We start from the raw sequence: 13,004 nt of genomic DNA, 5'->3' as shown, positions 1-13,004 counted from the left end.
ATACTGTGAAAGATTTTATTTTTGGGGATGGCATTACAATGAACAATTTGTTCCGTCAGTTTTCAATGGGCGCTGTTGCGATGGCCGTCATGCAAGTGGCCAATGCGCAGGTCAGCATTACCAATATTGTACCAATGCAAATTCCAGGACAAGGTACTGAAATTCGTGTCATGTTCAATGGCTTGCCACCTCAGCCTGCAGCCTATCAGCTTGAGCAGCCATCACGTTTGGTGCTGGATTTTGATAAAGCCCAGCAGAGCTTAAAACAGGCCAGCATTCCGGTTGCGACCCGGGAAGCCAGCTCGGTTGATGTCAGTTCCGATGCCCAGCGTGCACGTTTAACGGTTAATCTGGCTGAAGCGGGTGCTTTGACTACCCGTGTCGAAGGTAATACTTTTATTCTTAAAATTAACAGCACTCAGGCAGCCGCAACACCAGTAGCTGTACAGCAGACGGCTCAAGGCATATCGAATATCGGCTTTCAGCGTGGTGCAGAAGGGGAAGGTCAGGTAGTAATTGACCTGGCAGGCAGCAATACCCCGGTCGATGTACAACAGCAAGGCAGTAAAATTATTGTCCGTACCTTGGGTAATAAAATTCCTGCACATCTGGCACGCCGTTTAAATGTCAATGATTTTGCCACGCCGGTATCTACCATTGATGCGCAAAATGATGGTGGTAATGGGGTGATTACCATTCAGTCTGCCGGAAGCTATGAATATATGGCGTATCAGGCGGAAAATAAACTGACCATTAGCCTGAAACGCCCGGTAGATAAGAACCCGTTTAAACCACGTGCAGCACAAAGCTATACTGGCAAAAAGATTTCTTTAGATTTCCAGGATATTGAAGTGCGTCGTGTGCTGCAGTTACTGGCGGATTTTACTGGAATTAACATGGTTGCCGCCGATACGGTACAAGGCAATATCACCTTACGTCTCAAAGATGTGCCGTGGGATCAGGCACTAGATATTATTTTAAAAACCAAAAATCTGGATAAACGCCGTAATGGCAATGTGATCTGGATTGCACCCGTCGCAGAGCTGATCAAGGCCGAAGAAGAAGAAGCCAAAGCGATTGCACAAAGCGTCAAGCTGGCGCCGCTGCAAACCGAATATATTCAGTTAAATTATGCCAAGGCTGCTGATATTGAAAAACTGATTACCGAAGGTAAAAATGCGTCTAATTCCCGTAGTGGCACAAGTAACAGTACAGCCAATACTGATCCACTCGGTGATAGTGTCGGTAGTCTGCTCAGTCCACGTGGTACGGTGTCAGTCGATCCACGAACCAATACCCTGATTATTAATGATACCGCGCAAAAGATTGACCAGATTCGCAGCATGATTGACTTGCTGGATGTGTCGGTGAAACAGGTGATGATTGAAGCGCGTATTGTGCGTGCCACCACTGACTTCACCAAAGAGATGGGGGTGAAGTGGGGTATCCTGTCACAGGGTATCACGAATAATAACCATCTTTTGGTTGGTGGTAGTGATACCACACTGTGGAATTTACGTGAGCCAGAGCTTGATGAAGAGCGTGGTGGTTATACCTATGAAATTGAACGTCCGCAAAACCTGAATGTCGATTTAGGAGTGACCAGTGCAGGTGCTAGCCGCATTGCCTTTGGTTTAATCAGTTTATCTGACTTTATGCTAGATTTGGAATTGTCTGCCCTACAAGCTGATGGTTATGGTGAAGTGATTTCGACCCCGAAAGTACTGACTGCTGATAAGCAACAGGCCAAAGTGGCTTCAGGTACGCAGATTCCGTATCAGTCTGCTGAAGGTGGTGGTGTCAATGCGGTGTCAACCACCGAATTTATTGATGCAACTTTAAGTCTGGACGTAACGCCAAGTATTACCCCGGATGGTAAAGTACAGATGAACCTGAATATCACCAGTGATAGTCCGGGAGCACCAACGCCGACCGGTCAGCTGACGATTAACAAAAACTCGATCAATACCAATGTACTGGTCGATAATGGTGAAACCGTCGTGCTCGGTGGTATTTTTGAGCAGCAGACAGCCAATCAGCAAACCAAAGTGCCATTCCTGGGGGATATTCCGTATTTAGGCCGTTTATTCCGTAAAGATATTAAATCGGACAATAAACGTGAGTTGCTGATTTTTGTGACACCACGAATTGTTAATGACAGTGTTTCAAGAAATCATTAATATATTTTCAATTTAACAAAATAAATAGGTGACTCCTTGCCAAGCAAAGAGTTTAACGCCCTGCCAAATATCTATTTGGTGGGGCCAATGGGGGCCGGAAAAACCACGGTAGGGCGACATTTGGCAGAGCTGCTCGGACGCGAGTTCCTGGACAGCGATCATGAAATCGAGCGTCGTACCGGGGCCACCATTCCCTGGATTTTTGAAAAAGAAGGGGAAAGTGGTTTCCGTCACCGTGAAACCACCGTCATTGACGAGCTGACCTCTCGTACTCAACTGGTTCTTGCCACCGGCGGTGGTGCAGTCACCCAGGCCCCAAACCGTGAATTCCTCAAACAGCGTGGTATTGTGGTGTATCTGTATACTCCGGTGGAAATCCAGTTGCAACGTACCTACCGCGATAAAAACCGTCCTCTCCTTCAAGTTGAAAATCCTGAACAGAAACTGAAAGATTTGCTTGCAGTACGCGATCCATTATATCGTGAGGTGGCGCATCATATTATTGAAACCAATCAGGGTGCAGCCCGTGATCTGGCACAAAAAATCCTGAATGTGATCGTGGCGAAAAAATCAATTTAATTGAGTACAGTGTTTTAAAACCATGCAAACCTTATATGTTGAACTCGGCGATCGCCGTTACCCGATTTTTATTGGCAGTGATTTAAATCCTCAGACCTTACTGGAACCTTATATTCAAGGCAAGCAGGTCATGATTGTGAGCAACAGTACCGTAGCGCCTTTGTATTTAAAGCACTATCAAACTGCCATAGAAGCACTGGGTAAACAGGTGGCAACATGTATTTTGCCCGATGGTGAAAAATACAAGGATATTCAGCATCTCAATCTGATTTTTGATGCCCTGCTAGAGGCCGGGTTTAACCGCGATTGTACCGTGCTGGCACTCGGCGGCGGTGTGATTGGTGATATGGCCGGTTTTGCCTCAGCCTGTTTCCAGCGCGGCGTGTATTTTATTCAGGTACCGACCACCTTGCTGTCTCAGGTCGACTCCAGTGTGGGTGGGAAAACCGGGATTAACCATCCGCTAGGTAAAAACATGATTGGTGCCTTCCAGCAACCGCAAGTGGTGCTGGCCGATATGTCACAGCTAAAAACCTTGCCCGATCGTGAGCTGTCTGCCGGTCTGGCCGAAGTGATTAAATATGCACTGCTGGGTGATATTGAGTTTCTGGACTGGCTAGAACAGCATATGGATGCCTTGGTGGCGCGTGATCCGGTTTTACTGGCAGAAGCGGTGTACCGTTCTTGCGCGCACAAAGCCCGTATTGTCGCCAATGATGAAAAAGAGCAGGGCGAACGCGCATTGCTGAATTTGGGTCATACCTTTGGTCATGCCATCGAGTCTTATCTCGGTTATGGCGAATGGCTGCATGGTGAAGCGGTTGCGACCGGCATGGTGATGGCTGCCGATTTATCGCATCGGATGGGCTGGATTTCTGCAGACGATGTTGAGCGTACAAAAAGAATCATTTCTCGTGCCCAATTGCCGATAGTATGTCCTAAAATTCCGTTGGATGATTTTCTCGGTTTTATGGCCCATGACAAAAAAGTGCTGAATGGCCAGTTGCGACTGGTATTAATGCAGCGTCTGGGACAGGCCATCATTACCCGGGAATTTGATCCGGAATTAATGAAACAGTCTATTCTTGCGCATCAGGCAGCATAAATAAGGGATCCCATGGCAGCAGCATCACAAAGCGTCAAACAACGTGTTCAGAATTCCATCTGGTTGGTGTGTGGTGCGCTGTGTCTGCTGCTGGCGATTATCTTCTGGGCCATTACCGATCGTGATGAGCTGGTTGAAGTGGAAAAAGCCCCGGAATCGGAAGTTGAATTACAGATTCAGCCGGCAAAAGTCACGGCAACCGCGCATTTGGGTGCCTTGATCGACGAAGTCAAGCCATTAGAACAAACCAAACGTTTAACCGCTTCCGGTTTGCATGAGCCTGAATTCCGTGGCACCAAATTTATCTCCGAGCAGCGTAAAAACCAGACCATTGAGCTGTTTCGCGTGAGCGAAGAAGATATTATCAAGGGCTTTCTGAAAAAACAGGCTGATCGCCAGAATTTTCTTTATATTCGCTTGAGTGGTGAAAACCGCGCCGAGCAATATGTGTTGCTGTATGGCAATTATAAAAATACCAGTCAGGCGCGAAGCGCTTTAGAACAGCTGGCGCTGCAATTGCCTGCATCGGTCAAACCGGTGGTAACCAGCTTTATGGACTATCTACCGTTTGTGAATGACCTGGGTGCAGAGGAAGTGAGCCTAAACAATAAACTTTATGAAGTGGCTTTAAAGCCGGCTGCGCTGCCGAAAATTGATGAAAGTCTGCTGGCTGCACCAAAACAGAGCGCAACCAGTCCGCAACGCTCCACTACAACCACCACCGTAACCCGCCGTGATCAGGACGGAAACGTGGTGGATGTGCAAAAATCACAAAGTGGTGTTGCTCCACCTGCACCAGCATCGAATAACACCACCACAGAACAAGAAATTAGCGATCCTTTCAATTAAACTGCCGTTCTAAAATAGCGCAGGCTGGTGTATAAAAATAAAGATATGCACAAAAACAGTGCGTATAAAATAAGCGAAACTTCCCTGAAAGCGCACCGCTCTCACTGAAACTTGCCCAAATTAAGTCATTTAAAAATAGCACAATAAAGTTGGCATCATTTTTGCATTATTGGGGCATCAATTGAGTTAATGTCCCTATTTTGGAGCAAGAAAGATTCAATGATTGTGCGAAATCGTCAAATGTTTATGCTTGATTTAAGTGCGTAAAGGCAGTCACGGTTTTCCTCAGCTTGTCATCTTGATCACTCAAGATCAAAGCCAGGAGAAATGAACTTGCTCAACATGGATCTTAAGCTAAGTCAGTCGGACCAGGTCGCAAAAGAAAGTAGATTGTTAATGCCCAGCAAGGGCGCGTTGAAAGAAGGGTACGCTATGCACATGCCATCGCCTAATACTGTAGCTCCCGCTCAAGGTTTATACCAACCGGATGAGTTTAAAGATAACTGTGGTTTCGGTTTAATCGCCCATATGCAGGGTGATGCAAGCCATGATCTCGTCAAGACCGCCATTCATAGTTTGAGTTGTATGACCCACCGTGGTGGTATTGCCGCAGATGGCAAGACGGGCGATGGTTGCGGTCTATTGCTTGCCATGCCAAAGCAGTTCTTCCGTGAAGAAGCCAAACGCTTAAGTGACATTACCTTAAGTGAAGTGTTTGCTGTGGGCACCATTTTCCTGAGCCTCGATCCGGCCTTAGCTGCGCATGCCAAACAGACGTTAACCAAAGAAATTGAAGCAGAAGGCTGTAAAGTCATTGCCTGGCGTGTAGTGCCAACCAATAACGATGCTTTAGGTTCAATTGCCATGCAGTCTTTGCCTGCATTTGAACAGGTCATCGTGAACTGCCCGATTGGCGTGACTGAAGTTGAATTTAACCGTAAATTATTTTTGGCGCGTCGCCGTGCCGAACAGCAACTCAGCAATGATCCGTATTTCTATGTGACCACTTTATGTTCAACTGTGATCAGCTATAAAGGTCTGATGATGCCAGCTGCGATTGCTGACTTCTATACCGACCTGGCTGATGAGCGTTTAGCGTCCCATATTGTGGTGTTCCACCAGCGTTTCTCGACCAATACCTTGCCACGCTGGCCGCTGGCGCAGCCGTTCCGTTATCTGGCGCACAATGGTGAAATCAACACCATTACGGCAAACCGTAACTGGGCGCTGGCACGTACCCCTAAATTTGAAAACCCGTTATTGCCGGGCTTAACCGAGCTGAATCCAATTGTGAACCGTACCGGTTCGGATTCATCCAGCCTGGACAATATGCTGGAAATCCTCGTGGGTGGTGGTATGGACCTGTTCCGTGCGCTACGTATGTTGGTACCACCAGCCTGGCAAAACGTGGAAACCCTGGATGCAGACCTGCGTGCCTTCTATGAATTTAACTCGAAACACATGGAAGCCTGGGATGGTCCGGCAGGTCTGGTGATTCAGGATGGCCGTCATGCCATCTGTATGTTAGACCGTAACGGTTTACGTCCGGCACGCTGGGTCATCACCAAAAATGGTTACATCACCCTGGCTTCTGAAATTGGGGTCTGGGGTTATGAGCCGGAAGATGTGGTGTCAAAAGGCCGTGTTGGTCCGGGCCAGATTCTGGTGGTGGATACCATGACCGGCAAAGTGCTGGACACCAGTGATGTAAACCAGCACCTGAAAAAAATGCGTCCTTATCGTGAATGGTTACGTGAAAATTCAATTCGCGTTCAAGGCAGCCCGGAATTAGAAGAATATTTATGTGATCAGGGCTTAAAAGGCGATGGCCTGAAAGCGGCACAGAAAATGTTTATGGTCACTTTTGAAGAGCGTGACCAGTTGCTGCGTCCAATTGCAGAAAGCGGTCAGGAAGCGGTCGGCTCGATGGGCGATGATACCCCAATGGCCGTGTTGTCGCGTCAGGTGCGTCATGTATCGGATTATTTCCGTCAGCAGTTTGCACAGGTCACCAACCCGCCAATCGACCCGTTACGTGAATCAATTGTGATGTCGCTGGAAACCTGTCTGGGCCGTGAGCAAAATGTGTTTGAACAGGGACCGGAACATGCTGATCGTCTGATCATTTCCAGCCCGGTACTGTCAAACTCGAAAATGCACCAGATTCGTACTTTAGGACGTAAAGGCTATGAAATTGCCGATATCGACCTGAACTATGCTGAAACTGAAGGTCTGGAAGCGGCAATCACACGTATTTGCGAGCAGTCTGCGCAAGCGATTCGTGATGGCAAAACCTTATTGGTACTTTCCGATAAGAAAATCCGTGAAGGCTATCTGCCGGCCAATGCGGTAATGGTGACGGGTGCGGTGCATCACCACCTGATCAATACCGGTTTGCGTACCGATGCCAACCTGATTGTGGAAACCGGTTTTGCCCGCGATCCGCATCAATTTGCAGTGTTACTCGGTTTTGGTGCCACCGCCATCTATCCATATCTGGCTTATGATGTGATCAATGATCTGGTCGCTAAAGGTGAACTACTCGGTGATCCGGTCTATGCACAATCGAACTTCCGTAAAGGGATTGAAAAAGGCCTGCTGAAAGTCCTGTCAAAAATGGGTATTTCAACCGTTGCTTCGTATCGTGGCGGTCAGCTGTTTGAAGCAGTTGGTTTATCTGCCGAAGTGGTGAATACCTGCTTTAGCGGTGTACCAAGCCGTATTCAGGGCGCGACCTTCGTCGATCTGGAAAATGACCAGAAAAAACTGGCCGATACCGCGTGGAAAGCGCGTAAGCCAATTGATCAGGGTGGTTTGCTGAAATTCGTCTTCGGCAAGGAATATCATGCCTTTAACCCGGATGTGATCAATTCCTTACACAAGGCGGTACGTTCAGGCAATTATGCCGATTTTAAAGAATACGCCGAGATTGTGAATAAGCGTCCAATCGCGACCATTCGTGATTTATTCAAACTGAAAACAGACAATTCGATTCCACTGGAACAGGTGGAGTCAGTTGAAGAGATTTTACCGCGCTTTGACTCTGCCGGGATGTCTTTAGGTGCATTGTCACCTGAAGCACACGAAGCAATTGCGATTGCCATGAACACCATTGGTGGTCGTTCAAACTCGGGTGAGGGCGGTGAAGATCCAGCGCGTTACGGCACCATCCGTAACTCGAAAATCAAACAAATTGCATCGGGCCGTTTTGGTGTGACGCCTGCTTACTTAACTTCAGCAGAAGTCCTCCAGATTAAAGTCGCGCAAGGTGCAAAACCAGGTGAAGGTGGCCAGTTGCCGGGCGGTAAAGTAAACGGTCTCATTGCCCGTTTACGTTACTCTGTACCAGGTGTAACCCTCATTTCGCCACCACCGCATCACGACATTTACTCGATTGAAGATTTATCACAGTTGATCTTCGATTTAAAACAGGTGAACCCACAGGCGATGGTGTCGGTGAAACTTGTTTCTGAGCCAGGTGTCGGCACGATTGCGGCCGGTGTTGCGAAAGCTTATGCCGATTTCATTACCATTTCTGGTTATGATGGCGGTACAGCGGCTTCGCCACTTTCTTCTATTCACCATGCCGGTTCTCCTTGGGAGCTCGGTCTGTCTGAAGCACATCAGGCACTGCGTGTGAACGATCTGCGTGGTAAAGTTCGCGTACAAACCGATGGGGGTTTAAAAACCGGTCTGGACGTGGTGAAAGCGGCCATCCTCGGTGCAGAAAGCTTCGGTTTTGGTTCTACCCCAATGATTGCTTTAGGTTGTAAATACCTGCGCATCTGTCACCTGAACAACTGTGCAACAGGTGTAGCAACGCAGCAGGATCACTTGCGTCAGGAACACTATATTGGTGAGCCGCAAATGCTGATCAACTTCTTCACCTTTATTGCTGAAGAAACCCGTGAATGGCTGGCGGCGCTGGGTGTATCCAGTCTGAAAGACCTGATCGGTCGTACAGACTTGCTGGAAATCCTGCCGGGTGAAACCGACAAGCATGCGCATCTGGATTTAAGTGCCTTGCTGGAATCGCATCCTGCGGCGGAAGGGAAGGCGCAGTACTGTGAAGTACAGGGCAATGAGCCGTTCGATAAAGGTGTATTGGCTGAGCAGATGGTTAGCGAGATGCTGCCAGCCATTGAAGCCGGTACAGGTGGTGAATTTAATTACAGCATTGGTAACTGTGACCGTTCAATCGGTGCACGTATTTCCGGTGAAATTGCCCGCCGTTATGGCAACCTCGGTATGGAAGCCCATCCGGTGAAAATGAACCTGACCGGTACTGCAGGTCAGTCCCTGGGTGTCTGGAATGCCGGTGGTTTACACATCAAGCTGGAAGGCGATGCTAACGATTACGTCGGTAAAGGTATGGCCGGTGGTCGTCTGTCGATCTTCCCGCCAAAAGGTTCACCGTTCCAGACCCAGAATACCGCGATTATTGGGAACACCTGTCTGTACGGTGCCACTGGCGGTAAACTGTTTGCAGCCGGAACTGCAGGTGAGCGTTTCGCGGTGCGTAACTCGGGTGCCTTTGCTGTGATTGAAGGCGCAGGCGATCACTGCTGTGAATATATGACAGGTGGTATCGTAACGGTACTGGGTAAAGTCGGACACAACTTTGGTGCCGGGATGACAGGTGGTTTTGCTTATGTACTTGATTTGGACAACGACTTCGTTGACCATTACAACCATGAGCTGATCGAGTTAAACCGTATTTCTACAGAGTCGATGGAAGAACACAAAGAGTTCTTGTCACGTATCTTAGATGAGCATATTCAAGAAACGGGTAGTGCCTGGGCGTACAAGATCCGCCATGAGTTTGATTACTACAGCCGCAAGTTCTGGCTGGTAAAACCAAAAGCAGCCAACTTGCTGACTTTGTTAAAGACAACTCAAGCTGATCCTCAATAATTCCACGACTGCAGAAATGAAGCCAGATGCAAGGCAACTGTGAATCCCTTGCATCTAGCCACGGAGTAAAGACATGGCAGAACGCCTAAGTAATGACTTTCAATTCCTGGATGTTGCACGCCAAGACCCAGAGAAAAAAGAGATTGACGTCCGCAAATCTGAGTTTGTGGAAATTTATAAGCCATTTACCGCAGAAGTGGCGACCAACCAGACCCATCGCTGTTTAGGCTGTGGTAACCCGTATTGTGAATGGAAATGTCCGGTACATAACTACATTCCAAACTGGTTAAAACTGGTTTCAGAAGGCCGTATTTTCCAGGCAGCAGAACTGTGCCATCAGACCAATACCTTGCCAGAAGTGTGTGGCCGGGTGTGTCCGCAAGACCGTCTCTGTGAAGGTGCCTGTACCCTAAATGATGGTTTTGGTGCCGTGACCATCGGTAATGCAGAAAAATACATCAATGACACCGCTTTTGCGCTGGGCTGGCGTCCAGACATGTCACATGTCAAATGGACCGATAAAAAAGTCGCGATTATTGGTGCGGGCCCGGCAGGTCTGGGTTGTGCCGATATTCTGGTGCGTAATGGTGTAAAACCAGTCGTATTTGACAAGCGTCCGGAAATTGGTGGTCTGCTGACTTTTGGTATTCCAGAATTCAAGATGGAAAAAGATGTGATGAAACGCCGCCGTGAAATTTTCACCGGTATGGGCGTAGAATTCCGTTTAAATACCGAAATTGGTACAGATGTCACCATCGACCAGTTACTGGCTGATTATGATGCTGTCTTCATGGGCATGGGTACTTATACCTACATGAAAGGTGGTTTTGCCGGTGAAGACTTAGATGGTGTGTATGATGCACTGGATTTCCTGATTGCCAACGTCAACCGTTGTCAGGGCTGGGAAAAGGATCCATCGGAATACATCTCTGTGGAAGGCAAAAAAGTGATTGTCCTGGGTGGTGGTGATACCGCGATGGACTGTAACCGTACTTCAATCCGTCAGGGTGCCGAGTCGGTGACCTGTGCCTATCGTCGTGATGAAGCCAATATGCCGGGTTCACGTCGTGAAGTAACCAATGCGCGTGAAGAAGGCGTGGAATTCCAGTTTAACCGTCAGCCAATTGAAATTGTGGGTGAAAATGGCAAAGTTACTGGAGTAAAAGTGGTGACCACGCAACTGGGTGAACCAGACAGCCGTGGCCGTCGTAGTCCAGAGCCAATTCCGGGTTCAGAAGAAATTCTGCCGGCAGATGCAGTATTGTTGGCCTTTGGTTTCCGTACCAGCCCAGCCGACTGGTTTGCCGATGTGAACATCAACCTGGATGGTTCAGGTCGTGTCGTGGCTGCAGAACAGCAGCAATTCAAGTTCCAGACTTCAAACCCGAAAATTTTCGCCGGTGGTGATATGGTACGTGGTTCTGATTTAGTCGTGACTGCAATCTGGGAAGGTCGTCAGGCAGCAGAAGGCATTCTGGATTATCTGGATGTCTGATTCACGCTGAATTCATTCAAGAAGCCCGCTTTTAGAGCGGGTTTTTTAATCACTTTGGTTTTAGAATCGGTAGGTGAAGATGAAAAAGAGACAAGGGCTGCTAGCAAATTCGCTGTAAACACACTTTATGCAACAGGTCATTTTGAAGTTTTTTGCAAATTGAATCGGTCTTTTTGCCATAGGGGAAAAGTGATTTTGTTCACATACTGAGCTTCTCCAAAATAAAAAAGGTCAGTAACCATGACGCAAGTGACGGCAGAAAAATCCTATCTTCATCGTCCGAAAGCCATTGGGATCACGGTTCGCCGGCTCAAATTTAATCCTCATGCTATCCGCCGGCATTATTTTGCCAATTCTCCAGTGATGTCGCATCTGCTTACCGCCTTATCTTCCACTTTTCCCATTGGTGAGCAGTTTTTTGTGCATAGCGTGCGCAATGTGCGCGATCAGGTTCAGGATCCGCAGTTACAGGCACAAATTGCTGCGTTTATTGGGCAAGAAGCAATGCATTCCAAAGCGCATCGTGAATTTAACGACGCCTGGCGCCGTGATGATTATCAGCTCGATCGTTTTCAGGCCTGGCTGGCGCGTAAAGATCATCGTGTCAAAAGTCTGCCCCCTAAAGTGCAACTGGCGATTACCTGTGCCTTTGAACATTTTACTGCGCTACTGAGCGGTTATATCCTGCGTCATCCGGAAGTGCTGAGTACGCTGGATGATGATGCGGCCAAGCTGTGGATCTGGCATGCGATTGAAGAAATTGAACATCGAGCGGTGGCGTTTGAGGTATATCAGCATGTGTATGCCGATCATCGCCTGCGCCGTATGATCATGCGCAGTGTGACTGCCGGTTTTGCCAGTCTGACTTTTTATAGCGCCTCACAGCTGTTTTTGCAGGATAAGAAAAACAGTATGCCGAAGATCGGCGGTAATCTGTTTGGCCTGTATTTGCTGGCGAAAATGCTGCTGCAGCTATTGCCGGAATATCTGTCTTATTACCGGAAAGATTTTCATCCGGCTAAAATCAATTACAGTCGCAGCCTTACCTACTGGAAGCAGCGCATGGCAACGCAGTATCAGGTTGAAAGTTTCCAGCAGGAACAACAGCCACAATTATTCAGTTAATTCAAACAGATGCTAAACCAATGATTAAAACCGGACTTCTTTACGCGTCCGGTTTTTTCATGCGCGTATGTTTTCCAAGTGATAAATAAAATTAACAAAACTGGGCTAAAATACCGTTAGAATCAAATTATTGAACAAATACAAATAAATAATTAGAGGATAAGGCATGAACTTGATGAAAAAAACACTGCTGATGCTGGCGCTCAGCAGCAGCTTGACCCTGAGTGGCTGTGGCTATAACACCTTACAGGTCAAAGATGAAGCCGTGACAGCGGCCTGGTCGGAAGTCCAAAACCAGTATCAGCGCCGTGCCGATCTGGTGCCGAACTTGGTCAATGTGGTGAAAGGCTACGCCGCGCATGAAGAGCAGGTATTAACTGAGGTGACTCAGGCACGCGCCAATGTGGCCGGCTTAAAAGTCGATCAGGCGGTGCTGGAAGACCCAGCCCTGTTCCAGCGTTATCAGGAAGCGCAAGCGCAAATGACCAGCGCGTTATCGCGTTTAATTGCGGTATCAGAAAATTATCCGGATTTAAAAGCCAATCAGCAGTTCCGGGATTTGCAGGTGCAGCTTGAAGGCACCGAAAACCGTATTGCGGTAGCGCGTAACCGTTATATCACTACGGTGCAGGACTTTAATGCCTACTCACGCCAGTTCCCGCAGGTCATGACTGCAAAAGTGATTGGTATGGACACCAAGCCAAACTTTAGTGCCGATCAAAACGCACAAACCGCACCGACCGTGTCGTTTGAATAA

Annotated in this window: 8 protein-coding genes; all 8 read left to right on the top strand. The window is 48.0% G+C overall.

Features of this window, described 5'->3' with window-relative positions; genetic code table 11:
* Positions 1-38: 38 nt before the first annotated feature.
* The 8 genes from FTU67_RS05330 (at position 39) to FTU67_RS05295 (ending at position 13,004) form a co-directional block, all read left to right on the top strand.
* Positions 39-2,180, top strand: a complete 2,142-nt coding sequence (locus FTU67_RS05330; RefSeq protein WP_180057398.1) for a type IV pilus secretin PilQ — start codon at positions 39-41, stop codon at positions 2,178-2,180.
* 36 nt (positions 2,181-2,216) lie between these two features.
* Positions 2,217-2,759, top strand: coding sequence for a shikimate kinase AroK (gene aroK, locus FTU67_RS05325; protein ID WP_075167858.1), 543 nt, complete (start codon positions 2,217-2,219; stop codon positions 2,757-2,759).
* 22 nt (positions 2,760-2,781) lie between these two features.
* Positions 2,782-3,864, top strand: a complete 1,083-nt coding sequence (gene aroB / locus FTU67_RS05320; RefSeq protein WP_075167859.1) for a 3-dehydroquinate synthase — start codon at positions 2,782-2,784, stop codon at positions 3,862-3,864.
* A 12-nt stretch (positions 3,865-3,876) separates the two neighbouring features.
* The gene (locus FTU67_RS05315) at positions 3,877-4,713 is read left to right on the top strand and encodes a hypothetical protein (RefSeq protein WP_180061500.1); all 837 of its coding nucleotides are present in this window, start codon (positions 3,877-3,879) and stop codon (positions 4,711-4,713) included.
* A 438-nt stretch (positions 4,714-5,151) separates the two neighbouring features.
* Positions 5,152-9,627 carry a glutamate synthase large subunit gene (gene gltB / locus FTU67_RS05310; RefSeq protein ID WP_160232280.1) on the top strand — a complete coding sequence of 1,492 codons (4,476 nt, stop codon included), beginning with the start codon at positions 5,152-5,154 and terminating at the stop codon, positions 9,625-9,627.
* A gap of 73 nt (positions 9,628-9,700) precedes the next feature.
* A complete protein-coding gene (locus tag FTU67_RS05305) occupies positions 9,701-11,122 on the top strand; it encodes an FAD-dependent oxidoreductase (protein ID WP_104472446.1) in 1,422 nt (473 codons plus the stop codon).
* A 240-nt stretch (positions 11,123-11,362) separates the two neighbouring features.
* Positions 11,363-12,247: a metal-dependent hydrolase gene (locus tag FTU67_RS05300; RefSeq protein WP_180061499.1), complete on the top strand. Its 885-nt coding sequence runs from the start codon at positions 11,363-11,365 to the stop codon at positions 12,245-12,247.
* A gap of 166 nt (positions 12,248-12,413) precedes the next feature.
* A complete protein-coding gene (locus tag FTU67_RS05295; protein WP_163170438.1) occupies positions 12,414-13,004 on the top strand; it encodes a LemA family protein in 591 nt (196 codons plus the stop codon).

Source organism: Acinetobacter sp. YH12132 (assembly GCF_013418645.1).
GTDB lineage: Bacteria > Pseudomonadota > Gammaproteobacteria > Pseudomonadales > Moraxellaceae > Acinetobacter > Acinetobacter indicus.
This window is presented reverse-complemented; position numbering and strand designations above follow the sequence as displayed.

Excerpts from the sequence above, each read along its gene's own strand:
- FTU67_RS05300 (WP_180061499.1), top strand. The coding sequence starts at position 11,363 with ATGACGCAAGTGACGGCAGAAAAATCCTATCTTCATCGTCCGAAAGCC.
- aroB (WP_075167859.1), top strand. The coding sequence starts at position 2,782 with ATGCAAACCTTATATGTTGAACTCGGCGATCGCCGTTACCCGATTTTT.
- gltB (WP_160232280.1), top strand. The coding sequence starts at position 5,152 with ATGCCATCGCCTAATACTGTAGCTCCCGCTCAAGGTTTATACCAACCG.
- FTU67_RS05330 (WP_180057398.1), top strand. The coding sequence starts at position 39 with ATGAACAATTTGTTCCGTCAGTTTTCAATGGGCGCTGTTGCGATGGCC.
- FTU67_RS05305 (WP_104472446.1), top strand. The coding sequence starts at position 9,701 with ATGGCAGAACGCCTAAGTAATGACTTTCAATTCCTGGATGTTGCACGC.
- FTU67_RS05315 (WP_180061500.1), top strand. The coding sequence starts at position 3,877 with ATGGCAGCAGCATCACAAAGCGTCAAACAACGTGTTCAGAATTCCATC.
- FTU67_RS05295 (WP_163170438.1), top strand. The coding sequence starts at position 12,414 with ATGAACTTGATGAAAAAAACACTGCTGATGCTGGCGCTCAGCAGCAGC.